This is a genomic window from Pararhizobium sp. LjRoot255, assembly GCF_964252905.1.
In the GTDB taxonomy this organism is placed as follows: Bacteria; Pseudomonadota; Alphaproteobacteria; order Rhizobiales; family Rhizobiaceae; genus Pararhizobium.
The window spans coordinates 162,060-184,174 of record NZ_CAXUPQ020000001.1 but is presented as its reverse complement, the minus strand read 5'-3'; the positions used below and the strand labels follow the sequence as shown (position 1 = coordinate 184,174).

Sequence of the window (22,115 nt, the reverse complement as noted above, 5' to 3'; positions counted from 1 at the left end):
TTGTGGTTAATAAATACCCTGTGGCTACACAGCAACATCGAATTTCTGCCGCCCTCGTGCCACTAAAAATTCACAATTTGGCTCTTGTGAATCCGCATTTGGTCGCCAATTTCTCCGTCAACCGGGCGGGTTAATTGCAATTTGTCCGATGTATCAGTTTAGGACCGCGAGGGTCCGGAGCATCGGTTCGAAAGGAGACTTTAATGCGTACTCTCATCGCTACCCTCATGGCATCTGCCGTGTCCCTCATCGCCTTCTCCGCCGCGCAGGCCGCAGATGCGATCGACGAAGTTCCGGCTGCCCCGGCTGCCGAATACAGCGAGCCGGCCGTGAAGAACTGGTCGGGCGCCTACGTCGGTGGTACGGCCAACTGGGCTCGCGGCGAATATGATGCGACGGGCGGTCGCGGCGCTTCCGGTATGGGTGGCGGTCTCTACGGCGGCTACAACATGCAGAGCGGCCAGATCGTCTACGGCGGTGAAGCCGATATCAATTACGGCGACAACGACACCCGCAGCCCCACCCGCAAGATGGAGCAGGGCGTCAACGGCTCGGTTCGTGCCCGCGTCGGTTACGACCTGAACCCGGTTCTCCTCTACGGTACGGCCGGTGTTGCCGCATCCAGCGTCAAGGCAACGCAGGCTGGCGGTTCGGACAAGAACACGCTGCTCGGCTGGACGGCCGGTGCCGGTGCCGAAGCGTTCGTCACCGACAACGTCACGGCGCGCGTCGAATATCGCTACACCGACTACGGCTCGAAGGACTTCAACCTGCCGGGCGGCAACGTTTCCTCCGGTTACGACGAACACAGCGTCAAGGTCGGTATGGGCGTCAAGTTCTGATACCGAAGTTCATGCATGACAAAAAGGCCGGAGCGATCCGGCCTTTTTGCGTTTCTGGATGAGTCGTTGCTGCGGCTCAAGCCTTGAACTGCGCATAGTCCGGGAAGAATTTCTCGAACTTCTGCGGCCAGTTCTTCAGCTTCGGACGGCCCTTCTGCCATTCGCCGGCAAAGCGAAGTTCGATATAGCGTAGCATCGCGGCAAGCGCGAAATGGCCGGCATGGAGCTTGGCGCCGGTCTTCGGCAGGTTGGCGTTGAGGTAGTCGAGGCCGCGCACGACCTTTTCCCACTGCTTGTCGATCCAGGGCTGGTGGATCTTTTCCGGCGGATGGAAGCGCTTTTCGTAGACGATGGCGAGCAGGCTGTCGCAAATGCCGTCGCAGAGCGCCTCCAGCATTTCCACCTCGGTCCGCTTTTCGGCATTGCGCGGATAGAGCTTTCCCTTCGTCTCGCGGTCGATGAAATGCATGATCGCCCGGCTGTCGTAGATCGACTTTCCATCGGGGGTGATCAACGTCGGGATCTTGCCGAGCGGGTTGTTGGAGATCAGTTCGGGCGTGTTGGCGTTCGTATCGGTCAGCACGCTTTCGGCGGCAATTCCGGCGTAGCGAGCGCCCATGCGCACCTTGTTGGAATAGGGGGAGGCGGGGGAGTAGAGAATCTTCATCGTGTTCTTTCTTTTTGTGTTCAAGGCCCGTTAGATATCAGGGTATAGGCGGCTGGTTGAAGTTTTTCAGTTTGCAGCCCCCGCGATCGATTTCGCCGCAGGTGCGGAAACTGAGGTCCCTGCTGAAGCAGATGCGCACCTCTTCGATGCGTCCCTCTGCGCAAGTGACGGCCAGCGCATCGTCGCGCAGGCCTGGATTGGCGGCGGATAGGGTGGTTTCGATCTCCGCCGCGGTTGTTCGCCGGTGCGTTTCCACCGATTGCAGCGCTGGCGGTATCGTCACTTTCTCGCGGGCGGCACGGAGCACGGTGAAATAGTCTTTCTGGCTCAGCCCCGAACAGGACCCGTGTTTGCGCCATTCATGGCCGATCAGGCCCATCGATGGCATGATGTCGAACAGGGTGCGCCCAAGCGCCTCCGGCACACGGTCGGATTCGCGCGTCCGGCAGAATTCCGGATAGCCCTGCTCGTTCTGTGGCCAGAGACCGTGAACGATGAAGCCGTGGCCCGCCGCGCATTGTTCAGTCCGGCCGGAGGGATCGTTTTCGATGCACCAGCTCGGCGACCAGGACAGCGACAGGACGTAGAAATCGAAGCCGCTGCCGAGCGGTATGAGTTGGGCTTTGGCCTGCGTACTGGCGACGGAAGCGGTAGAGGCAGAGGCCGGCGTGCCGGTCTTCCCCGCCTGCTGCTGTTCATCTTCTCCGCTGCATGCGGCCAGCAGAAGCGCGCCGACGAGCGGCAGGAACAGGCGCCGGAAATCCCTCACAAGGCTTACCGCAGCGAGGCGCATTGCGCGCCGTAGACATACCAGGGATCAAGGCCGCTCAGGCAGAACTCGATGTTGGAGCCGATGCCGGCAAAACCCCAGCCGCGCTCAATCAGATACCAGAGAGCCCGCCGCTCGCCATCGGTCGTGACGGCCGTGGCGAAGCAATATTCGCGCTCCACCGGGTGGGTCTCGTCGCGAAGTTCGATCCGGTTCAGGCCCATGTCGCGGATTTCCGCGATGGCGATGTCCGCCTTCAGGTAGTGGCGAGCGCGATAGCCGAAATCGGCTGTGATGAAGCCGAGAATTGACCGGTTGCGGCAAGCTGTCGCGGTATAATCCAGTGTGCTCGACGGTTCGGCTGCCCTGGCCGGGACCGCGCCGGGCAAGGCAGTCGCGAGGGAGAGAAGGAGGCATGCGGCGCGCATTCTGGTCATGATCGTCTCCCGAAATGTCCCCCCGAGATTGCGTCTCCGGGGGCTAGCCGTCAAGTCTCGTTCAATCCTGCTCCGGCACTTCCTCGCCGCGCAGCCAGAAGACCCGGGCGGAGGCGTGCCGATCCTGCTTCAGCCGGTCCTTGAGGAAGGGCAGGAGGACATCGAGCTCATCCTTCAGCGTATAGGGCGGGTTGACGACGATCAGTCCCGACCCCGAAAGACCGGTCGTGTCACGATCACTGCGCACCGACAGCTCGGCACACAGCATCTTCGGGATTTCCAGCGCTTTCAGCGCGGCGTGAAAGGCGGTTATCGGTGCGCCCTGTTTCAGCGGATACCACAGGCAGAAAGTGCCGCCGGAGAACCGGCGCCAGGCTTTTGCGAGACCGTCCGCCAGCCGCTCGAACTCGCCGGCCACCTCGAAGGGCGGATCGACCAGCACCAGCCCGCGCTTTTCCTTCGGCGGCAGATGGGCGCCGAGCGCCAGCCAGCCGTCGAGCTGGGTGATGCGGCTCTGGAAATCGCCGTCGAACAGGCGGTGCAGCGTCTCGTAGTCATCCGGGTGCAGTTCCATCGCCGACAGCCGGTCCTGCGGCCGCATCAGCATGCGGGTGAGCTTGGGCGAGCCGGGATAAAGCTTGAGGCCGCCATCCGGGTTGAGGTCGCGTACGGCCGTCAGATAGGGTTGAAGCAGGGCCTTTGCCTTCGCCGGGATGTCCGCGTCGAGAAGGCGGCCGATGCCGTCCTGCCATTCGCCGGTCTTCTGCGCCTCCTCGCTCGACAGATCATAAAGGCCGATGCCCGCATGCGTATCGAGCACTCGGAAAGCCTTGTCCTTCTGTTCCATGTAGACGATCAGGCGGGCGAGCACGGCGTGCTTCAGGACGTCGGCGAAATTGCCTGCGTGGTAGATGTGACGGTAATTCATTCGCGTCCCTGATGGTGCCGATGAAATGTTGGAATGCATGGCGGTTGGGACTTTGAGACCCTTGCGCGATGCAATATAGAAAAGACATGAACCTTGCGACCCCCATCAAGCCAGAAAAGTCCATCGCCCATTCGGTCTGTCCGCACGACTGTCCCTCCGCCTGCGCGCTCGAAATCGATCTGACGCAGGAGGGCCGGATCGGCCGGGTTCGCGGCGCAAGCGCCAATACCTATACGGCCGGCGTCATCTGCGCCAAGGTCGCGCGTTATTCCGAGCGTATCTACCATCCGGGCCGCCTGATGGTGCCGCAGCGGCGCAAGGGGGCGAAGGGTGAGGGAAGCTGGCAGGAGATCAGCTGGGACGATGCGCTTGACGAAATCGCCGGGGCTTTCGTCAAGGCCGAACAGCAATATGGCTCCGAGGCTGTCTGGCCTTATTTCTACGCCGGCACGATGGGCCAGGTGCAGCGCGATTCGATCGAACGCCTGCGCCATGCCAAGCGCTATTCGGGCTTCTTCGGCTCGATCTGTACCAATCTCGCCTGGACGGGGCTGACGATGGCCACGGGCTCGCTCCGAGGCCCCGATCCGCGCGAGATGGCGAAATCCGATTGCGTCGTCATCTGGGGCACCAATGCAGTTTCGACGCAGGTCAATGTGATGACCCATGCGATCAAGGCGCGCAAGGAACGCGGCGCCAAGATCGTCGTCATCGACATCTACGACAATCCGACAATCAAGCAGGCGGATATGGGGCTGGTGCTAAAGCCCGGCACCGATGCGGCGCTCGCCTGCGCCGTCATGCATATCGCCTTCCGCGACGGCTATGCGGACCGGTCCTATCTGGCAGACTATGCCGATGATCCGGCCGGGCTCGAAAGTCACCTGAAAACCCGCACGCCGGAATGGGCGTCCGCCATCACCGGCCTGCCGGCCGCGGAGATCGAGGCTTTCGGCAAGCTCGTCGGCACGACCCCGAAAACCTACTTCCGCCTCGGCTACGGCTTTACCCGCCAGCGCAACGGCGCCGTCGCGATCCACGCGGCCGCCTCGGTGGCGACCGTTCTTGGATCGTGGAAACACGAAGGCGGCGGCGCGTTTCATTCCAACAACGATATCTTCAAGTTCGACAAGCGCGAACTGGTGGGTTCGGCGATGCTCGACCCGGATATCCGTCTGCTCGATCAATCGCAAATCGGCCGGGTGCTGACCGGCGACGCCGAGGCACTGCGCCATCGCGGGCCGGTCACGGCGATGCTGATCCAGAACACCAATCCGGCCAACGTCGCGCCCGAGCAGCGGCTGGTGAAGCGCGGCTTCCTGCGCGACGACCTGTTCGTCGCCGTGCACGAGCAGTTCATGACCGATACGGCGAAACTCGCCGATATCGTCCTGCCCGCCACGATGTTCCTCGAGCATGACGATCTCTATCGCGGCGGCGGCCACCAACACATCCTGCTCGGCCCCAAGGTGGTCGAGCCACCCTCGACGGTGCGGACCAATCTCTTCGTGATCGAGGAACTGGCCAAGCGCCTCGGCGTGGCCGACAAGCCCGGCTTCGGCCTCAGCGAGCGCGAGCATATCGACCATATCCTGGTGAACTACGGCATCGGATATGAGGGCCTGAAGTGCGACAAATGGCTGGATGTCCAGCCGGATTTCGACACGGCGCATTTCATCAAGGGGTTCGGCCATCCAGACGGCAAATTCCGCTTCAAGGCTGACTGGACCGGTACGCCGGCGCCGAACCGGCCACCGAAGGCACTCGGCCTCCAAGGCCCGCATGCAAAACTGCCGGAATTTCCCGATCATGTCGACCTGATCGAGGTCGCGGACGAGAAACATCCGTTCCGGCTGGCAACGTCGCCGGCGCGCTCCTTCCTGAACTCGACGTTTGCCGAGACGCCGTCTTCCATCCAGAAGGAGGTTCGCCCCGAGGCGATGATCCACGCGGACGATGCTGCGGCTCTTGGTCTTGCAAACGGCGATATCGTCCGGATCGGCAACGAGCGCGGCGAAATCCGCCTGCATGCCAGGCTCGGCGGCGGCGCGCGGCGCGGCGTGGTGATCGCCGAGGGGCTCTGGCCGAACGATTCGCACCTGGACGGGGAGGGCATCAACGTGCTCACCGGTGCCGATGCGGCAGCGCCCTATGGCGGTGCCGCCTTCCATGACAATCACGTATGGCTGCGCAAGGATTGAAGGGCGAATGACGAAGTTTCGCGACGCAAAGATCGAACTCTTGAAAGACGAGACGCTTTCGAAGAACTGGTATCACCTGCGCAATGTCACCTTCAACTATACCGGCTCCAATGGAGTGACGAAGAAGCTGAAACGAGAGGTCTACGATCGCGGCAACGGCGCGACGATCCTGCTCTACGATCCGAGGCGCGACAGCGTCATCCTCGTGCGCCAGTTCCGCGTGCCCGCACACCTCAACGGCCATTCCGGCTGGCTGCTCGAAACGCCGGCCGGATTGCTTGACGGCGATCACCCGGAGGAGGCGATCCGGCGCGAGGTGATGGAGGAAACCGGTTATCTGGTCACCGATGTGCGTCCCGTCTTCCAGGCCTTCATGTCGCCCGGCGCAGTGACCGAGACCATCCATTTCTTCGCCGCGATCATCGACGTGACGGTGCGCGCCGAAGACGGCGGCGGTGCCTCGCACGAGGACGAGGACATCGAGGTTCTCGAGGTTCCGCTGAAGGATGCTATGGCGATGATCGACAGCGGCGAGATCTGCGACGGCAAGACGATCATGCTGCTGCAATGGGCGATGCTGAACCGGGAGAGGTTGGCGGTCACTTAGAGTCCAAAAAGCGGAATGCCCTCGGCCATCGCTGCCTGTTGCAGTTTCCGGTCCAGCGTTGCCAAGGGTACGCCTTGCGTCAAAGCAAGTGCGAGATATGCAGCATCATAGGCCGTCAGTTGATGTTTACGGGCAAGCCTGATGATAACGGCGTCGTCACCGTCACCGACGATTTTGATCGGCAGTTGCCGGAGGCGAATGAGCGAAGTCAGCACATCCTCGCCCGGAATGCGTTTCCGTTTTTCGGCAGTAAGCAGAATGCTGCGCAGTTCGTGCGCGAGAAGATCAGGCGCCAGGGCCGCTTCGCTTACGAGTTGGTCCATCGCCGCTTCGGCGATTTCATGGTCCTCTTCGGGCAGGAACCATACAGCCGCGACCGATGCATCGACGACAAAGGCGGCCACTATTTTCGGCCTTCGTCACGCCATTGAAGAATTTCTTCCAGGGACACTGGTTTGCGCGCGGCCCGCTCTTGCCGCAAGAGCCGTACCAGGTTGGCGCGCTGTTCACGATCGTTGATCGGTACTAGGCGTGCGACAGGTGCGTCGCCCCGGGCGATAATGATTTCTTCGCCCGCTTCGACGCTAACAAGGAGTTCGGAAAGATGTGTCTTGGCCTCGGCCACCTTGACGGTTCGGGTCATGGCCATGCTCCAATGTAAAATCCACTGGCACAAACTAGGCGCGGGCGCGTACTTGGTCAAGGGGTTGGTCAAGGGCCGGCGTTTTATAAGGCGTCCGCCATAACCGCCTTGCCGCCGTCCAGCCGCACCTTGCCTTCAGCAACGAGCCGCAGCGCTGCGGGATAAGTCCGATGCTCTTCCACCAGCACCCGCGCAGCAAGGGTCTCCGCCGTATCGCCGGCAATGACCGGGACGGTTGCCTGCAGAATAACCGGCCCCTCGTCCATGCCCTCGGTGACAAAATGCACGGTACAGCCGGCTTCCGTCATGCCGGTATCGATTGCCCGTTGGTGGGTATGCAGGCCTGGAAAAAGCGGCAGCAGGGAAGGGTGGATGTTGATGATCCGGCCTTCGTAGGCGTTGATGAAGGTCGCGCTCAGCAGGCGCATATAGCCGGCGAGGCAGATGATATCAGGCGAAAGGCTTTCCAGCGCCGACAGGATCGCCGCTTCGTGCGCGTCCTTGCTGTCATAGTCCTTGCGGACGAAGGAAAAGGTCGGAATACCGAGTGCCGCCGCCTTGGCGAGCCCGCCGGCATCGGCCTTGTCGGAAACCACACCGATGATCTCAGCCGGAAAATCCGGTTCCGAGGCTGCCTTCGCCAGCGCCAGCATGTTGGAGCCGCCGCCGGAAATGAACACCACGACCCGTTTGCGGGCCGTTTTCACCGTATCGTTCATAGAGCAAGCGTGCCCTTGTAGATCGTGCCGGCTCCATCTTCTGCGCGGGCGACCATGCGGCCAAGCGCAAAGACAGTCTCGCCTTCGGCCTTGAGAACCGAAGCCACTTTTTCAGCATCTTCCGCTGCCACGACGACGATCATCCCGACGCCGCAGTTGAAGGTGCGCAGCATTTCGTTGGCCGCGACACCGCCGGTCTTGGCAAGCCAGGAGAAGACGGCCGGCGGCTGGATGGCCGAAAGATCGATCTCGGCGGCCAGATGCTTCGGCAGCACGCGCGGAATGTTTTCCGGAAAGCCACCGCCGGTGATGTGGGCAAGCGCCTTCAGCGCGCCGGTCTCGCGAATGGCCTTCAGGAGCGGCTTCACATAGATGCGCGTCGGAGTCATCAGCACGTCGGCCAACGTGCCTTCGCCGAAGGGAGCGGGCGCGTCCCAGGCAAGACCCGAGAGCGAAACGATCTTGCGGACCAGCGAATAACCGTTCGAATGAACACCGGAGGAGGCGAGGCCGAGGATGACGTCGCCCTCGGCGATATCGCCCGCCGGCAGCAGTTGCCCGCGTTCGGCCGCACCGACGGCGAAGCCCGCGAGGTCGTAGTCGCCGCCCGAATACATGCCCGGCATTTCGGCCGTCTCGCCGCCGATCAGCGCGCAGCCCGCCTCGCGGCAGCCCGCGGCGATGCCGCCGACGATCGCGGCACCCTGGTCCGGATCGAGCTTGCCGGTGGCAAAGTAATCGAGGAAGAACAAGGGTTCCGCGCCCTGCACGACGAGATCGTTGACGCACATGGCGACAAGGTCGATGCCGACGGTGTCGTGCTTGTTGGCGTCGATGGCGATCTTCAGCTTGGTGCCGACGCCGTCATTGGCGGCAACCAGAACCGGATCGGTGAAGCCTGCCGCCTTCAGGTCGAACAGGCCGCCGAAACCGCCGATCTCGCCGTCGGCGCCGGGACGCCGGGTCGAGCGCACGTGCGGCTTGATCTTTTCCACCAAAAGGTTTCCGGCGTCGATATCCACACCCGCATCGCTGTAGGTCAGACCGTTCTTTCCTGGCTCGCTCATGGCTTGATCTCCGGCGGTTTGTCGTTTTGGCAATGCGATTGGCATGACGATCAGGGAAGTGCAAGCATATTGCCCCTGAAACGCCCGCTTTTTTACTGTTTTGCCGCGTTGTCCCGACCGTTTGCAGCCATAGGCTTGACCGCGGTCGGTGGCCCATCCTATCTCCAAAGGCAGAAGCGGCGTTATGCGGCTTCAAGCGCGGGGCATCGGAATAGCGGCATGGTCAACAAAGTAAGCAGCAGCGGACTGCAGCGCCAGGTCATCTTCTGGGTGCTTTTCCTCGCCGCCTTCATCGCCTTCCTGATGGTGTTCTCGACGATCCTCCTGCCGTTCATCGCCGGCATGGCGCTTGCCTATTTTCTCGATCCGGTCGCCGACCGGCTGGAGAGGCTTGGCTTGAGCCGCCTGATGGCGACGGTCGTCATCCTGTTCGGCTTCGTTGTCGTCTTTGCCCTGTCGCTCGTCGTCATCATCCCGATCGTTTTCACCCAGGCAGCCGATTTCATTCAGAAGATGCCGGGATACATCACCAAGCTGCAGGAATTCGTCACCAGCCCGCATGCCTCGTGGCTGCCCGATTGGGTGGCCGGACAGATGGATACGATCAAGCAGAACTCCGCCAAGCTGCTCGAACAGGGCGCGAGCTTCCTCGGCACGCTGTTCCAGCAGATATGGAATTCGGGCATGGCGCTGCTCGATATCATCTCGCTGTTGGTCGTCACCCCGGTCGTCGCCTTCTATCTGCTGCTCGACTGGGACCGGATGGTCGGGAGGGTCGATAGCTGGATCCCGCGCGACCATGTCGCCACCGTTCGCCAGATCGCCCGGGACATGAACCTGACGATTGCCGGTTTCGTGCGCGGACAGGGGTCGCTCTGCATCATTCTCGGCCTGTTCTACGGCATTGGGCTGTCCTTCGCCGGCCTGAACTTCGGCCTGCTCATCGGCCTGTTTGCCGGCATGATCAGCTTCATTCCCTATGTCGGCTCGCTCGTCGGCCTCGTGCTTGCCGTCGGCGTGGCGCTCGTCCAGTTCTGGCCGGACTATCTTCACATCGGTATCGTGGCCGGCATCTTTTTCGTCGGGCAGTTTCTCGAAGGCAACGTGCTTCAGCCGCGGCTGGTCGGCAAGAGCGTCGGGCTGCATCCGGTCTGGCTGATGTTTGCGCTTCTGGCGTTCGGCGCCCTCTTCGGTTTCGTTGGCCTGCTGGTGGCGGTACCGTCGGCTGCCGCGATCGGCGTGCTTGTCCGCTTCGGCATCGGGCGCTACCTTGACAGCACGCTCTATCACGGCCACCGGACCGGCAAGAAGACCGCGCCGGAGCAGGAATTTCCAGAGTAAGCAGCGTATGGTCAGCAAGTTCGAACAACTGCCGCTCGTTTTCCAGCACGAGCCTCAGACCGGTCGTGACGATCTTCTCGTTTCCGAACGGCTGAGGGCAGCCGTGTCCATCATCGACAGCTGGCCGCGCTGGCCGTCGCCGGTCGTCATCCTGGCCGGGCCTGTCGGCTCGGGAAAATCGCATCTGGCAGCCATCTGGCGGGAAACGAGCGGCGCTGTCGCCATTCATCCGGCAGCGGGCAGCGACGCAGCTGAGGTCGCGGCGAAGAACCCAGTTCTGTTTGAGGATGCCGACCGGCAGGGTTTTGACGACCAGGCCCTGTTCCACGTCATCAACAGCGTGCGCGAGAATGGCACCAGCCTGCTGATCACCAGCCGGCTGTGGCCGATGTCCTGGCCGGTCGAGCTGGCCGACCTGCGCTCGCGCCTGAAGGCTGCAACCGTGGTCGAGATCGGCGAGCCGGATGATGAGCTGCTGGCCCAGGTTCTGGTCAAGCTTTTGGCCGATCGCCAGCTCAGCGTCGATGACCGGCTGATCGGCTACATCGTGGCGCGCATGGAACGCTCGCTCGAATCGGCTCAGACGATCGTCGAGCGGCTCGATCATCTGGCGCTTGCACGCGGAACGCGCATCAATAGGGCGTTGGCGTCGGAAGTGCTCAACACCCTTGGAAAGACACGCGAAATCGATTGACTGTCACAGTTCCGTCGTCAAACTGGGCTAGGCGCTTCGGGAAAAGCATAAGGCGGGCTGAAGATAATGGACACTGTAAAATCTGCGACAATCGCCCATGAGCCTGTGGCGTATGAAACCGATCTCCTGACGAGCCCGGAACGCTTCATCAACCGCGAATTCTCCTGGCTCCAGTTCAACCGCCGCGTTCTGGAGGAAACGCTGAACACGGCGCATCCGTTGCTGGAGCGCGTGCGTTTCCTGTCGATTTCCGCCGCCAACCTCGACGAATTCTTCATGGTCCGCGTCGCCGGTCTCGAAGGCCAGGTGCGTCAGGGCGTGCTGGTGCGCAGCCCGGATGGAAAGACGCCGGTCGAGCAGTTGGAGGACATCCTCAAGGAAATCGACAATCTGCAGATGGAACAGCAGGCCTCGCTTGCCGTCCTGCAGCAATATCTCGCCAAGGAAGATATTCTCATCGTCCGCCCGGTGTCGCTGTCGGCGCAGGACCGGACCTGGCTGGCGAATGAGTTCGAGCAGTCGATCTTTCCGGTGCTGACGCCGCTTTCGATCGACCCGGCGCACCCGTTCCCGTTCATCCCGAATCTCGGCTTCACCATGGGCTTGCAGCTCGTCAGCAAAAGCGGCCGCGAGCCGATGACGGCGCTTCTACGCCTGCCGGTCGCGCTCGAACGGTTCATCCGCCTGCCGGACGCCAAGTCCGTTATCCGCTACATCACGCTGGAGGATGCGGTCAGCCTGTTCATCGAGCGGCTGTTCCCCGGCTATGAGGTCAAGGGTTCGGGCACCTTCCGCATCATTCGAGACAGCGATATCGAAGTCGAGGAAGAGGCCGAAGATCTCGTCCGCTTCTTCGAGACGGCGCTGAAGCGCCGCCGCCGCGGATCGGTGATCCGTATCGAGATCGATTCCGAGATGCCGCTGGAACTGCGCCATTTCGTTGTCGGCGAACTCGGCGTCGCGGAAAACCGCGTCGCCGTGCTGCCCGGCCTTCTGGCCCTCAACACTTTGTCCGAGATCACGAAGGCGCCGCGCGACGATTTGCGCTTCGAGCCGTACAATGCGCGATTTCCCGAACGCGTCCGCGAACACGCCGGAGACTGTCTTGCAGCCATCCGCGAAAAGGACATGGTCGTCCACCACCCCTACGAGAGCTTCGACGTGGTGGTCCAGTTTCTGCTCCAGGCTGCGCGCGATCCTGACGTTCTGGCGATAAAGCAGACGCTTTATCGGACGTCCAACGACAGCCCGATCGTGCGTGCGTTGATCGATGCCGCCGAAGCGGGCAAGTCGGTGACGGCGCTGGTCGAACTCAAGGCGCGCTTTGACGAGGAAGCCAATATCCGCTGGGCGCGCGACCTCGAACGCGCCGGCGTGCAAGTGGTGTTCGGCTTCATCGAACTGAAGACACATGCGAAGATGTCGATGGTGGTGCGTCGCGAGGAGGGCAAGCTCAGGACCTACTGCCACCTCGGCACCGGCAACTACCACCCGGTCACGGCGAAGATCTATACGGACCTGTCCTTCTTCACCTGCAATCCGAAGATTGCCCATGACATGGCCAATATCTTCAACTTTATCACTGGCTACGGCGAGCCCGAGGCCGGCATGAAGCTGGCGATTTCGCCGCACACGCTGCGTCCGCGCATCCTGCAGCATATCGGCGAGGAAATCGACCATGCCGAGGCCGGCCGTCCCGCGTCGATCTGGATGAAGATGAATTCGCTGGTGGATCCGGAGATCATCGACGCGCTCTACCGCGCAAGCCGGGCGGGCGTCGAGATCGACCTGGTGGTGCGCGGCATCTGCTGCCTGCGGCCGCAGGTGCCGGGTCTGTCCGACAATATCCGCGTCAAATCGATCGTCGGACGTTTCCTTGAACATTCGCGCATCTTCTGCTTCGGCAACGGCCATGGACTTCCCTCCGAGCACGCGCTCGTCTATATCGGGTCGGCGGACATGATGCCGCGCAATCTGGACCGGCGGGTGGAGACCCTTGTGCCTCTCATCAACCGGACTGTGCATGAACAGGTACTGTCGCAGATCATGCTGGGCAATCTCATCGATAACCAGCAGAGCTACGAGATCCTTCCGGACGGAACGTCGCGGCGCATGGAAGTCGCCCGCGATTCCGAGCCGTTCAATGCTCAGGTCTATTTCATGACCAACCCCAGCCTGTCCGGGCGGGGAGAAGCCTTGAAATCCAGCACCCCGAAGGTAATCGCCGGCTGGGACAGCGGCCGCAGAAGATAAAACTGGATTTGCATGGTAGAATCTGAAGCCCAGGGGCGTTTGCCTGGAATTGCCCCGGTCTCCGTCGTGGATATCGGGTCGAACTCGATTCGACTGGTGATCTATGAGGGGCTGAGCCGCTCCCCCGCAGTGCTGTTCAACGAAAAGGTCATGTGCGGCCTCGGCAAGGGCATCGACGCGACCGGACGCATGGACGCCGTGAGCGTCGAGCGGGCACTGAAGGCGCTGCATCGCTTCAGGGCTCTGTCCACCCAGGCGCGCGCCTCGACCGTTTTCGTGCTCGCCACAGCCGCCGCCCGCGATGCCTCGAACGGCCCGGATTTCATCCGCCGGGCGGAGATCATACTCGGCCAGAAGATTCGCGTGCTGACCGGCGAGGAAGAAGCCTATTTCTCCGCGATGGGCATCATCAGCGGCTATCACGATCCGGACGGCGTCGTCGGCGATCTCGGCGGCGGTTCGCTGGAGCTTGTCGATGTCGTCGGCACCAAGGTCGGCAAGGGCATCACCCTGCCACTCGGCGGCATCCGACTGTCGGAACACGCCGAAGGATCGATCGTCAAGGCGCGCAGCCATGTGCGCCGCTACATGAAGGGCGCGCAGGTGCTGCGGAACGTTGCCGGCCGCACCTTCTACGCCGTTGGTGGCACCTGGCGCTCGATCGCCAAGCTGCATATGGAGATGCGCAATTATCCGCTGAACATGATGCAGGGGTACGAGATCTCCTATGAGGAAGCCATTGCCTTCCTGCCCGAGGTGATCGAGCCGAAGGACACCAGGTCTCCGGCATATGCGAGCATCTCGAAGACCCGCCGTGCACTCCTGCCCTTCGGCGCCGTTGCCATGCAGGAAGCGATCGCGCAGATGAAGCCGGCACGCATCTCGTTTTCAGCGCTCGGCGTTCGCGAGGGCTATCTGTTTTCGCTGCTGTCGGAAACCATGCGCGCCCATGATCCGCTGCTGACGGCGGCCGGCGAAATCGCCATCCTGCGTGCCCGCTCGCCCGAGCATGCGCGCGAGCTTGCCGATTGGAGCGGCAAGATGGTGCCGCATTTCGGCATCACCGAGACCGAGGAAGAGGGGCGTTACCGCCAGGCCGCCTGCCTGCTCGCCGATATCAGTTGGCGCGCCCATCCCGACTACCGCGGACTGCAGGCGCTCAACATCATCGCCCACAGTACCTTCGCCGGCATCACCCATGCCGGTCGCGCCTATATCGCGCTTGCCAACTACTATCGTTTCGAAGGCCTCAACGACGACGGCGCCACCGAACCCCTGGCGGCGATCGCCACGCCGCGCCTGCTGGAACTCGCCAAGCTTCTGGGCGGCCTGCTCAGGGTCGTCTACCTGTTGTCGGCCTCAATGCCGGGCATCGTTCGCAATCTCGATATCCGCCCGTCCAGGGCCCCGGACCTCGATCTCGAATTCGTCGTGCCCTCCGCCTATTCGGAATTTACCGGCGAGCGTCTCGACGGCCGGCTGCAGCAGCTTGCCAGGCTGACAGGCAAGCGGATCGCGTTTCGGTTCCAGTAGGCAGGGAATCCGATTGTTGGTTAGGCGGCTTTCCGGAGATGAGGCGGTGGCCCAGGCGAATATCGCTGGTTCAACTTCGGTGCAAAATGCTATTCGGCCGGAATCCGCAGATCGAACGTCTCGGCGGCGGCCGCGATCTTGGCCTGTGATCTCAGTGCCATTACGCCTAGCGTCTGGCCACGTCCCTTGACCGCGTGGCTGCCGAGATCCTCGATCGCGACCGTGTGCGGAAACTTGATCCTTTCCGCAAGCTCGGCCGAGATCAGCACCGGCCTGTTCAGCGTCTTGCACAGCGATTCCAGCCGCGCCGTCGTGTTCACCGTGTCGCCAAAATAGGCGATCTTGTGGTGGTGTACGCCGATTTCCGCCGTGATGATCGATCCGCCATGAAGGGCGGCCCGCAGCCGTGGCACCTGGCCGAACCGCTTGCGCCAGGCTTCCGCATCGGCTTCGATATCGTCAAGGATATCGAAGATGCAGCGAACGCAGCGTGCATGTTTCACGCCTTTTTCCAATGGCCAGGTAACGATCGCAGCGTCGCCGACATAGTCGTCGATCGCGCCCTTGTGGCGCCGGACCGGCTCAGCAAAGGCCGCAAACAGCGCCTTCAGAAACTGCTGCGCGCGCAGGTCGCCATGCTTCTCGGCAAAGGAAGTCGAATCGGCGAGATCGATGAACAGGAAGACGCGCTCCTCCTTTACCGGTGTGCGGTAACGGCTGATCAGCATGCTCGTGAACACATCGTGGCCGAGCAGGTCGCGGACGCGCAGTATGAAAACGATCAGGGCGCAGACGGCGAGCGCATAGAGGAAGACGTGGAACGGCATGACGATGATGTCGGCCAGCGACTTCGGCTCGATGAAGCCCAGCCCCCACAGCAACAGGGCCGCCAGCGCATAGCCGGCGCTCATCAGCACTTCATAGATCACCAGCGCTGAAACGATGAAGACCGGCGTTGGAAGCCGCTCGATCCGCCGGCTCAGCGGGCGAAACAGCAGCCGGCGTTCGAACGCGATGATCGGCACGCCCAAAAAGGCAGCGAAGACCGCGCCGATGATCACGGGTGAGTCGGGATAGACCACCAGGCCGTAGAGCACGCCGCTCAGCGCCATGCCGAGCGTGATCATCAGCCAGTTCTCTGTGGGAGATATTTCTCTCATGATACCCGGTTCGCCGTGGCAGGAGACGCCATTGTTCCACTTGGGGACGTAGGGTCAAGAAAATTCGCGTAATCTTCTTGTCGAAATGGGTCGGATGACGTCACGGTCGCCGGAGAGCTTAAAGCTCCACCGCCTCGATCTTGCGGTCGATGAAACGCAGCGCGACTTCGCCATTGATCAGCTTAAGCGCGGTATCGCCGAACAACTCGCGGCGCCAGCCCTTAAGCGCCCCGACATCAGCCTTCGGGCCTTCCGAGGCGATGCGCTCCAGATCGTCGGAATTGGCGATGATCTTGGCGGCGACGCCCTGCTTTTCCGCGATCAGCTTGAGCAGCACCTTGAGCATTTCGCTGGCGGCAGCGGCCCCTTCCGCCGACTGGTTCTGACGCGGCAGCTTCGGCATTTCCGATTTCGGCAGCTCGAGCGCGGCGTTGACGGCCTCGAGGATGGCTGTGCCCGCTGCCGAACGCTCCCAGCCCTTGGGGATCGTGCGCAGGCGCGACAGGGCTTCCGTGTCCTTGGGCTGCTGCTGGGCGATCTCGTAGAGGCCGTCATCCTTGAGGATGCGGCCGCGCGGCACATTGCGGCTGCGCGCCTCGCGCTCGCGCCAGGCCGCGACCTTTTGCAAGACGGCGAGTTCCTGCGGCTTCTTCAGCCGCATCTTCAGCCGCTGCCAGGCATCGTCCGGGTGGATGTCGTAGGTTTCCTTGGCTTCGAGGATCGCCATCTCCTCGGTCAGCCAGAGCGAGCGGCCTTCACGCTCAAGCTCTTCCTTCAGATGCAGGTAGACCTCGCGCAGATGGGTGACGTCGGCCAGCGCATAATCGAGCTGCTTGTCCGACAGCGGCCGGCGGCTCCAGTCGGTGAAGCGCGAGGACTTGTCGATGTGCACGCCCTTGATGCGGCTGACGAGCTGGTCATAGGAAACGCTGTCGCCGAAACCGCAGACCATGGCGGCGACCTGCGTGTCGAAGATCGGATGCGGGATCAGCTGGCCGAGGTTGTAGATGATTTCGATGTCCTGGCGCGCGGCGTGAAACACCTTGATCACGCTGGTATCGGCCATCAGTTCGAAGAACGGCGCAAGATCGATATCCTTCGCCATCGGATCGACGATGACGGCGATGTCCGGTCCGGCCATCTGGATCAGGCACAGCTGCGGCCAGAAGGTCGTTTCGCGGAGAAATTCCGTGTCGATTGTCAGGTACTGCCCCTGAGCCAGCGTTTCGCAGGCGGCGGCGAGTTCGGCGGTTGTCTCGATCATCAAACTTCAATCACTATGGCGGAAATGAGGCTATAAACTCACCCGATGTATCGCTTCGCGCTATCTGCCACAATGGCAAAAAGCTCACGCGATACGGAAATATCCCGACATTCCGGTCTTCTGATGCTCGATGATATGGCAATGCAGCAGCCAGTCTCCAAGGTTGTCGGCGACGAAACCGAGTTCTGCCTGCTCGTCTGGAAGCAAAAGGATGGTGTCTGTTGGCGGCGGCAGCATCGTGCGCTTGTTCGAACTGAGGATACGGAAGCTGAGGCCATGCAGGTGGATCGGATGCGCATGCGGCGTACGGTTCCTGACCTGCAGCACATAGCTCCTGCCAAGCTTCAGCTCCGAAAGCGGTGCCACCGGATCGAGCGTATCGCCCGGCCACGGCACCTTGTTGATTGCCCAGAGGGTATAGCCGAGCGTGCCGCAGATGCTTGGCGCCGGCGCATGTTCGGCCGTTGCGGTGAAATCGAGAGGAATGCGTTCGGCGGTCGACAGATCGGCCTCGGCGATCGGATTGGCGGCAAGCGGTTTGACATCGCCGATATCGCGTTTCAGCGAGGCGCCGGTCGCCCGCACGGTCGCGATCGTCCAGGGATGGGAGCCGCGGAAATTGCCGAGCCTGACCACTGTGCCCTCCGTGTCCGGCATGCGCAGGATCAGCTCGACGCGCTGGCCGGGGCCGAAATCCAGGCGGTCGAGGTGGAAGGGCGTCTCAACCGGGTTGCCGTCAAGTGCGATGACCACAGCTGCTGCCCCATCCGCTCCCAGCGTGTAGATGCGCGTGACGTCGGTCGCCGCCAGCCGAACCCGCACAAGGCCGCCGGACGGCGCGTCGTAGGCGGGCTCTTGCTGCCAGTTGGCCGTGCGGATCGTGCCATAGGTGCCCCCGCGCGCCGCGTCGCGGGGTTTGAACGGAGCGAGGAATGCGCCGCCATTGCCCAATCGCCAGTCGCGCAGATTGAGCACGATTTCGGCGTCGAAGACCGGATCGGAGGGGTTTTCGACGACGATGACACCGGTGAGGCCATGGCCCATCTGGGTCAGCGTGTTGCAATGCGGATGATACCAGAAGATGCCGGCGTCCGGCGGCGTGAAGGCATAGTCGAAGCTGTCGCCTGGATAGACGTAAGGCTGCGTCATCTCCGGAACGCCGTCCATCGCATTGACGATGCGCAGACCGTGCCAATGGATCGTCGTCGGCTCGTCAAGGGCGTTCACTAGGCGGGCGGCAAAGGGTTCACCTTTCCTCATCCGGATAACCGGCGGCATGCCTGTGGCGGCCTGGTCTGTCCCGTAGGTCATCACCTTTGGCGTGATGCCGTCCGTCGCAAGCTTTGCATCAATGAGCTGCGCCTTGAGCGAAAGCGGCGAGGGGGCGGCGGCACCGCTTCTGGCCGCAAGGCCGGCGCCAAGCGAGAAGGAGGCGGCTGCGGCGGCTGATCCCTTGAGAAGCGTGCGGCGGCTGATGACTGGCATGAGGAGGGTTCCGGCAGTTGAGATGCTTACGCCTCTTAAACTTGACGGCATCATTCAGCAATTGCAAAGCGCCGGCATCTTGCCGCAGTGGTTAGGCGTCCTTCTTTTCCCCGGGTGCTGCCGCAAGCTTGTTGAAGAAGGAGGACGTGCGCAACAGGTTGCGGAAGCGCATCCGCCGCGCGCCGGCCGGCACCGCGCCGCGCGCCGTCATGCGCTGCAGGGTGTAGAGCATGAAGGCGGCAAGCACCGCAGCCGTATAGATGAACAATGCCTGCGGTCCGAAGATATCCAGCATGAAGGAGGCAAACAGCGGGCCGACAACGGCGCCGCACGACCAGAAGAACAGCATGCCCGCAGACACCAGCGCATGCTGGCCTTCGGCGGCGTGGTCGTTGGCATGGGCCGAGCAGAGCGAATAGAGCGGCATGGCGAAGGCGCCGAAGACGAAGATGCCGATGAAATTCAGCCACTCGTCGCTGCCGGCGAAGAAGGCGAGGTAGAGACCGGCGATGAGCGAGCCGAAGGTGGCGAAGAGGATAATCAGCCGCCGGTCCAGCCGGTCGGAATAGAGCCCGAGCGGATATTGCAGCACGACGCCGCCGATGATGCCGACGCTCATGAAGGTGGCAATCGCAGTGATCGACAGGCCGATACCCTCGGCATAGATCGGTCCAAGCGAACGGAAGGTCGAGTTGGTGAGACCCACCACGATGCAGCCGATCGTTGCGAGCGGCGAGATGTTCCATAGCGCCTTGATGTCGAACTTGATGGCTTCCGGTGCGCCCGGGCTCGAACGGTCGGCAAAGGCGATCGGTACCAGCGACAAAGTCAGCGCCATGGAGACGATGGCAAAAAGCTGGAAGCCTTCGATGCCGACGGTCGGGATCAGATATTGCGCCGCCGTGACCGAGCCGAGATCGACCAGGCGGTAGATCGACAGCGTGCGGGCGCGGTTGGAATTCGTCACCCGCGCATTGAGCCAGCTTTCGACGGTGGCGAACAGGCTCGCAAAACAGATGCCGGCAACCAGTCGCATCAGGAACCAGAACCACGGATCGATCAAGAGCACCATGGCAATGGAGGCGGCGGACGCGATGGCCGCCATGGCCGAAAACGTCCGGATATGCCCGATCGAGCGCAGGATTCGCGTCACATAGATGCAGCCGATGGCAAAGCCGATATTGTAGCCCGTGCCGACAAGGCCGATCAGCGAGGTCGAAAACCCCTCCTGAAGCGCCCGCAATGAAATATACGTCCCCTGAAGCCCGTTACCGCCGATCAGTATGCCGGCGGTGATCAGGAGGGGGATGAGCGGGCGAATCTGGGACATGAAGAAATCATCCGGACGGACGCGACTCTATGCCTGCGTGCCGAGGATCATCCTTAAACGGCCCGCGCCGTCAAAAACAGTCACGATAATTGATGGTCCGTTCAGCTTCCCGTATGGATGGGCGGTTTCAACGATCGATCGGCGCCGAACAGCAGCCGTATCCTCCCGGCAACCCCGGTCATCGGTGCCCCGGCCTTGACAAATCGGCCTCACCATGCGCTTTTCCGCCCGATTTTGACGCTGCCGCAGCGCGCTTTGGCGTGGCTGCGCGCCACCCTTGGTTCCAGGATAATATGATGCACCCTTACCGCAGCCACACTTGTGCCGCTCTTAGCAAATCCGATGTCGGCCAGACCGTCCGTCTGTCCGGCTGGGTTCACCGCGTCCGTGACCATGGCGGCCTGCTGTTCATCGACCTTCGCGATCACTACGGCATGACGCAGATCGTCGTCGATCCCGACAGCCCGGCCTTCAAGGCGGCGGAAACCGTACGCGGCGAGTGGGTCATCCGCGTCGACGGCCTCGTCAAGGCGCGCTCGGACGACACCGTCAACAAGCACATGGCAACCGGCGAGATCGAGCTCTATGCGCAGGAGATCGAAGTCCTCTCCGCCGCCAAGGAGCTGCCGCTGCCGGTCTTCGGCGAGCCTGAATATCCCGAAGACGTCCGCCTGAAATACCGGTTCCTCGACCTGCGCCGCGAGACGCTGCACAGGAACATCGTCAAGCGCACCCAGATCATCGCCGACATGCGCCGCCGCATGAACGAGATCGGCTTTGCCGAATATTCGACGCCGATCCTGACGGCGTCCTCGCCGGAAGGCGCGCGCGACTTCCTGGTGCCGAGCCGCATCCATGAAGGCAAGTTCTTCGCCCTGCCGCAGGCGCCGCAGCAGTACAAGCAGCTCCTGATGGTCGCCGGTTTCGACCGTTATTTCCAGATCGCGCCGTGCTTCCGCGACGAAGACCCGCGCGCCGACCGCCTGCCGGGCGAATTCTACCAGCTTGACCTGGAAATGAGCTTCGTCACCCAGGAAGACGTCTGGAACACGATGGAGCCGGTCCTGCGCGGCGTCTTCGAACAGTTCTCCGAAGGCAAGCCGGTGACGCAGACTTTCCGTCGCATTCCCCATGAGACGGCGGTCCGCACCTACGGCTCCGACAAGCCGGACCTGCGCAATCCGATCGAGATGCAGGCCGTCACCGAGCATTTCGCCGGCTCCGGCTTCAAGGTGTTCGCCAACATGATCGCGTCGAACCCAAAGGTCGAGGTCTGGGCGATCCCGGCCAAGACCGGCGGTTCGCGCGCCTTTTGCGACCGCATGAACGCCTGGGCGCAATCGACCGGCCAGCCGGGGCTGGGCTATATCTTCTGGCGCAAGGAAGGCGAGAAGCTCGAAGGTGCCGGCCCGCTCGCCAAGAACATCGGCGAGGACCGCACCGATGCGATCCGCACCCAGCTCGGCCTCGAGGACGGCGATGCCTGCTTCTTTGTCGCCGGCGACCCGGCCAAGTTCTACAAGTTTGCCGGCGAAGCCCGCACCCGCGCCGGCGAGGAACTGAACCTCGTCGACCGCGACCGCTTCGAGTTGTGCTGGATCATCGACTTCCCCTTCTATGAATGGCTGGAAGATGAAAAAAAGATCGACTTCGCCCACAACCCCTTCTCGATGCCGCAGGGTGGTCTGGAAGCCTTGAACACGCAGGATCCGCTGTCGCTCAAGGCCTACCAGTACGACCTCGTCTGCAACGGCTTCGAGATCGCCTCGGGCTCGATCCGTAACCAGCTGCCGGAACTCATGGTCAAGGCCTTCGAACTCACCGGCAAGTCGGCCGAGGAGGTCGAGGAGCAGTTCGGCGGCCTCTACCGCGCCTTCCAGTACGGCGCCCCGCCGCATGGCGGCATGGCTGCCGGTATCGACCGCGTCATCATGCTGCTCGTCGGCGCCAAGAACCTGCGCGAAGTCACGCTGTTCCCGATGAACCAGCAGGCCCAGGACCTGCTGATGGGTGCCCCGAGCCCGGCAACGCCTGCGCAGCTGCGGGAACTGGCGCTGCGGGTCATCCCGACGGCGAAGAAGGACTGAGCGTCTTTTCACCGACGAATTCCTTGGAACCCGGCATGCGAATGCCGGGTTTTTTCATCTGCAATTCGCCTGAAAAGAGCCCTCAAAG

The 22,115-nt window shown here is 62.3% G+C and carries 20 protein-coding genes; 8 read left to right on the top strand and 12 right to left on the bottom strand.

What is annotated here, in order from left to right; all coding sequences use genetic code 11:
* The first annotated feature begins 203 nt into the window (after positions 1-203).
* A complete protein-coding gene (locus ACSQ2W_RS00945) occupies positions 204-842 on the top strand; it encodes an outer membrane protein (RefSeq protein ID WP_436084552.1) in 639 nt (212 codons plus the stop codon).
* Positions 843-918: 76 nt separating this feature from the next.
* Here the strand turns inward: ACSQ2W_RS00945 and ACSQ2W_RS00940 are convergent, their stop codons facing one another.
* The 4 genes from ACSQ2W_RS00940 to ACSQ2W_RS00925 all read right to left on the bottom strand — a co-directional run bounded on the left by ACSQ2W_RS00940 (position 919) and on the right by ACSQ2W_RS00925 (position 3,643).
* Positions 919-1,509, bottom strand: a complete 591-nt coding sequence (locus ACSQ2W_RS00940) for a glutathione S-transferase (protein ID WP_436084551.1) — start codon at positions 1,507-1,509, stop codon at positions 919-921.
* Between the two features lie 37 nt (positions 1,510-1,546).
* Positions 1,547-2,278 (bottom strand): ribonuclease T2 family protein, encoded by a 732-nt coding sequence (locus tag ACSQ2W_RS00935; protein WP_436084550.1) that lies wholly within the window; start codon positions 2,276-2,278, stop codon positions 1,547-1,549.
* Between the two features lie 5 nt (positions 2,279-2,283).
* Positions 2,284-2,715 carry a hypothetical protein gene (locus ACSQ2W_RS00930; RefSeq protein WP_436084549.1) on the bottom strand — a complete coding sequence of 144 codons (432 nt, stop codon included), beginning with the start codon at positions 2,713-2,715 and terminating at the stop codon, positions 2,284-2,286.
* Positions 2,716-2,776: 61 nt separating this feature from the next.
* Positions 2,777-3,643, bottom strand: coding sequence for a 23S rRNA (adenine(2030)-N(6))-methyltransferase RlmJ (locus ACSQ2W_RS00925; protein WP_436084548.1), 867 nt, complete (start codon positions 3,641-3,643; stop codon positions 2,777-2,779).
* Between the two features lie 68 nt (positions 3,644-3,711).
* On the opposite strand from ACSQ2W_RS00925, the gene ACSQ2W_RS00920 reads away from it, so the two are divergent.
* Together ACSQ2W_RS00920 and ACSQ2W_RS00915 are read left to right on the top strand one after the other, a co-directional pair.
* On the top strand, positions 3,712-5,844 hold the full coding sequence (locus tag ACSQ2W_RS00920) for a molybdopterin-dependent oxidoreductase (RefSeq protein ID WP_436084547.1): 2,133 nt from the start codon (positions 3,712-3,714) through the stop codon (positions 5,842-5,844).
* Positions 5,845-5,851: 7 nt separating this feature from the next.
* Positions 5,852-6,451: an NUDIX domain-containing protein gene (locus tag ACSQ2W_RS00915; protein WP_436084546.1), complete on the top strand. Its 600-nt coding sequence runs from the start codon at positions 5,852-5,854 to the stop codon at positions 6,449-6,451.
* Here ACSQ2W_RS00915 and ACSQ2W_RS00910 read toward each other — a convergent pair.
* From ACSQ2W_RS00910 to purM, 4 genes are all read right to left on the bottom strand, one after another.
* Positions 6,448-6,855, bottom strand: a complete 408-nt coding sequence (locus tag ACSQ2W_RS00910) for a type II toxin-antitoxin system VapC family toxin (RefSeq protein WP_436084545.1) — start codon at positions 6,853-6,855, stop codon at positions 6,448-6,450. The genes ACSQ2W_RS00915 and ACSQ2W_RS00910 overlap by 4 nt on opposite strands.
* Entirely contained in the window at positions 6,855-7,094 is a 240-nt protein-coding gene (locus ACSQ2W_RS00905) for a type II toxin-antitoxin system Phd/YefM family antitoxin (protein ID WP_436084544.1), read from the bottom strand. Before ACSQ2W_RS00905 ends, ACSQ2W_RS00910 begins: the two co-directional genes overlap by 1 nt.
* Before the next feature lie 83 nt (positions 7,095-7,177).
* The gene (purN, locus tag ACSQ2W_RS00900; RefSeq protein WP_436087634.1) at positions 7,178-7,801 is read right to left on the bottom strand and encodes a phosphoribosylglycinamide formyltransferase; all 624 of its coding nucleotides are present in this window, start codon (positions 7,799-7,801) and stop codon (positions 7,178-7,180) included.
* A gap of 8 nt (positions 7,802-7,809) precedes the next feature.
* Complete coding sequence (gene purM / locus ACSQ2W_RS00895) at positions 7,810-8,880, bottom strand: phosphoribosylformylglycinamidine cyclo-ligase (RefSeq protein ID WP_436084543.1); 1,071 nt, start codon at positions 8,878-8,880, stop codon at positions 7,810-7,812.
* A 219-nt stretch (positions 8,881-9,099) separates the two neighbouring features.
* Between purM and ACSQ2W_RS00890 the strand changes: the two genes are divergently transcribed.
* From ACSQ2W_RS00890 to ppx, 4 genes are all read left to right on the top strand, one after another.
* Positions 9,100-10,221: an AI-2E family transporter gene (locus ACSQ2W_RS00890; RefSeq protein WP_436084542.1), complete on the top strand. Its 1,122-nt coding sequence runs from the start codon at positions 9,100-9,102 to the stop codon at positions 10,219-10,221.
* 7 nt (positions 10,222-10,228) lie between these two features.
* The gene (gene hdaA / locus ACSQ2W_RS00885; protein WP_436084541.1) at positions 10,229-10,915 is read left to right on the top strand and encodes a DnaA regulatory inactivator HdaA; all 687 of its coding nucleotides are present in this window, start codon (positions 10,229-10,231) and stop codon (positions 10,913-10,915) included.
* A 66-nt stretch (positions 10,916-10,981) separates the two neighbouring features.
* Positions 10,982-13,168, top strand: coding sequence for an RNA degradosome polyphosphate kinase (locus tag ACSQ2W_RS00880; RefSeq protein ID WP_436084540.1), 2,187 nt, complete (start codon positions 10,982-10,984; stop codon positions 13,166-13,168).
* Positions 13,169-13,180: 12 nt separating this feature from the next.
* Positions 13,181-14,701, top strand: a complete 1,521-nt coding sequence (gene ppx, locus ACSQ2W_RS00875) for an exopolyphosphatase (RefSeq protein WP_436084539.1) — start codon at positions 13,181-13,183, stop codon at positions 14,699-14,701.
* A gap of 89 nt (positions 14,702-14,790) precedes the next feature.
* On the opposite strand, the gene ACSQ2W_RS00870 is transcribed toward ppx, so the two are convergent.
* The 4 genes from ACSQ2W_RS00870 to ACSQ2W_RS00855 all read right to left on the bottom strand — a co-directional run bounded on the left by ACSQ2W_RS00870 (position 14,791) and on the right by ACSQ2W_RS00855 (position 19,940).
* Positions 14,791-15,861 carry an adenylate/guanylate cyclase domain-containing protein gene (locus ACSQ2W_RS00870; RefSeq protein ID WP_436084538.1) on the bottom strand — a complete coding sequence of 357 codons (1,071 nt, stop codon included), beginning with the start codon at positions 15,859-15,861 and terminating at the stop codon, positions 14,791-14,793.
* Between the two features lie 118 nt (positions 15,862-15,979).
* Positions 15,980-17,125 (bottom strand): ribonuclease D, encoded by a 1,146-nt coding sequence (gene rnd / locus ACSQ2W_RS00865; RefSeq protein WP_436084537.1) that lies wholly within the window; start codon positions 17,123-17,125, stop codon positions 15,980-15,982.
* An 84-nt stretch (positions 17,126-17,209) separates the two neighbouring features.
* The gene (locus tag ACSQ2W_RS00860) at positions 17,210-18,610 is read right to left on the bottom strand and encodes a multicopper oxidase family protein (protein WP_436084536.1); all 1,401 of its coding nucleotides are present in this window, start codon (positions 18,608-18,610) and stop codon (positions 17,210-17,212) included.
* Positions 18,611-18,701: 91 nt separating this feature from the next.
* Complete coding sequence (locus ACSQ2W_RS00855) at positions 18,702-19,940, bottom strand: MFS transporter (RefSeq protein ID WP_436084535.1); 1,239 nt, start codon at positions 19,938-19,940, stop codon at positions 18,702-18,704.
* A 296-nt stretch (positions 19,941-20,236) separates the two neighbouring features.
* Between ACSQ2W_RS00855 and aspS the strand changes: the two genes are divergently transcribed.
* Positions 20,237-22,027 (top strand): aspartate--tRNA ligase, encoded by a 1,791-nt coding sequence (gene aspS, locus ACSQ2W_RS00850; protein WP_436084534.1) that lies wholly within the window; start codon positions 20,237-20,239, stop codon positions 22,025-22,027.
* The last annotated feature ends 88 nt before the right edge of the window (positions 22,028-22,115 follow it).

What these genes read in the sequence shown, in the direction of transcription:
- ACSQ2W_RS00945 (WP_436084552.1), top strand. Translation starts at nt 204, where the DNA reads ATGCGTACTCTCATCGCTACCCTCATGGCATCTGCCGTGTCCCTCATC.
- ACSQ2W_RS00940 (WP_436084551.1), bottom strand. Translation starts at nt 1,509, where the DNA reads ATGAAGATTCTCTACTCCCCCGCCTCCCCCTATTCCAACAAGGTGCGC.
- ACSQ2W_RS00930 (WP_436084549.1), bottom strand. Translation starts at nt 2,715, where the DNA reads ATGACCAGAATGCGCGCCGCATGCCTCCTTCTCTCCCTCGCGACTGCC.
- ACSQ2W_RS00925 (WP_436084548.1), bottom strand. Translation starts at nt 3,643, where the DNA reads ATGAATTACCGTCACATCTACCACGCAGGCAATTTCGCCGACGTCCTG.
- ACSQ2W_RS00920 (WP_436084547.1), top strand. Translation starts at nt 3,712, where the DNA reads ATGCAATATAGAAAAGACATGAACCTTGCGACCCCCATCAAGCCAGAA.
- ACSQ2W_RS00915 (WP_436084546.1), top strand. Translation starts at nt 5,852, where the DNA reads ATGACGAAGTTTCGCGACGCAAAGATCGAACTCTTGAAAGACGAGACG.
- ACSQ2W_RS00905 (WP_436084544.1), bottom strand. Translation starts at nt 7,094, where the DNA reads ATGACCCGAACCGTCAAGGTGGCCGAGGCCAAGACACATCTTTCCGAA.
- purM (WP_436084543.1), bottom strand. Translation starts at nt 8,880, where the DNA reads ATGAGCGAGCCAGGAAAGAACGGTCTGACCTACAGCGATGCGGGTGTG.
- ACSQ2W_RS00890 (WP_436084542.1), top strand. Translation starts at nt 9,100, where the DNA reads ATGGTCAACAAAGTAAGCAGCAGCGGACTGCAGCGCCAGGTCATCTTC.
- hdaA (WP_436084541.1), top strand. Translation starts at nt 10,229, where the DNA reads ATGGTCAGCAAGTTCGAACAACTGCCGCTCGTTTTCCAGCACGAGCCT.
- ACSQ2W_RS00880 (WP_436084540.1), top strand. Translation starts at nt 10,982, where the DNA reads ATGGACACTGTAAAATCTGCGACAATCGCCCATGAGCCTGTGGCGTAT.
- ppx (WP_436084539.1), top strand. Translation starts at nt 13,181, where the DNA reads ATGGTAGAATCTGAAGCCCAGGGGCGTTTGCCTGGAATTGCCCCGGTC.
- ACSQ2W_RS00870 (WP_436084538.1), bottom strand. Translation starts at nt 15,861, where the DNA reads ATGAGAGAAATATCTCCCACAGAGAACTGGCTGATGATCACGCTCGGC.
- rnd (WP_436084537.1), bottom strand. Translation starts at nt 17,125, where the DNA reads ATGATCGAGACAACCGCCGAACTCGCCGCCGCCTGCGAAACGCTGGCT.
- ACSQ2W_RS00860 (WP_436084536.1), bottom strand. Translation starts at nt 18,610, where the DNA reads ATGCCAGTCATCAGCCGCCGCACGCTTCTCAAGGGATCAGCCGCCGCA.
- ACSQ2W_RS00855 (WP_436084535.1), bottom strand. Translation starts at nt 19,940, where the DNA reads ATGTCCCAGATTCGCCCGCTCATCCCCCTCCTGATCACCGCCGGCATA.
- aspS (WP_436084534.1), top strand. Translation starts at nt 20,237, where the DNA reads ATGCACCCTTACCGCAGCCACACTTGTGCCGCTCTTAGCAAATCCGAT.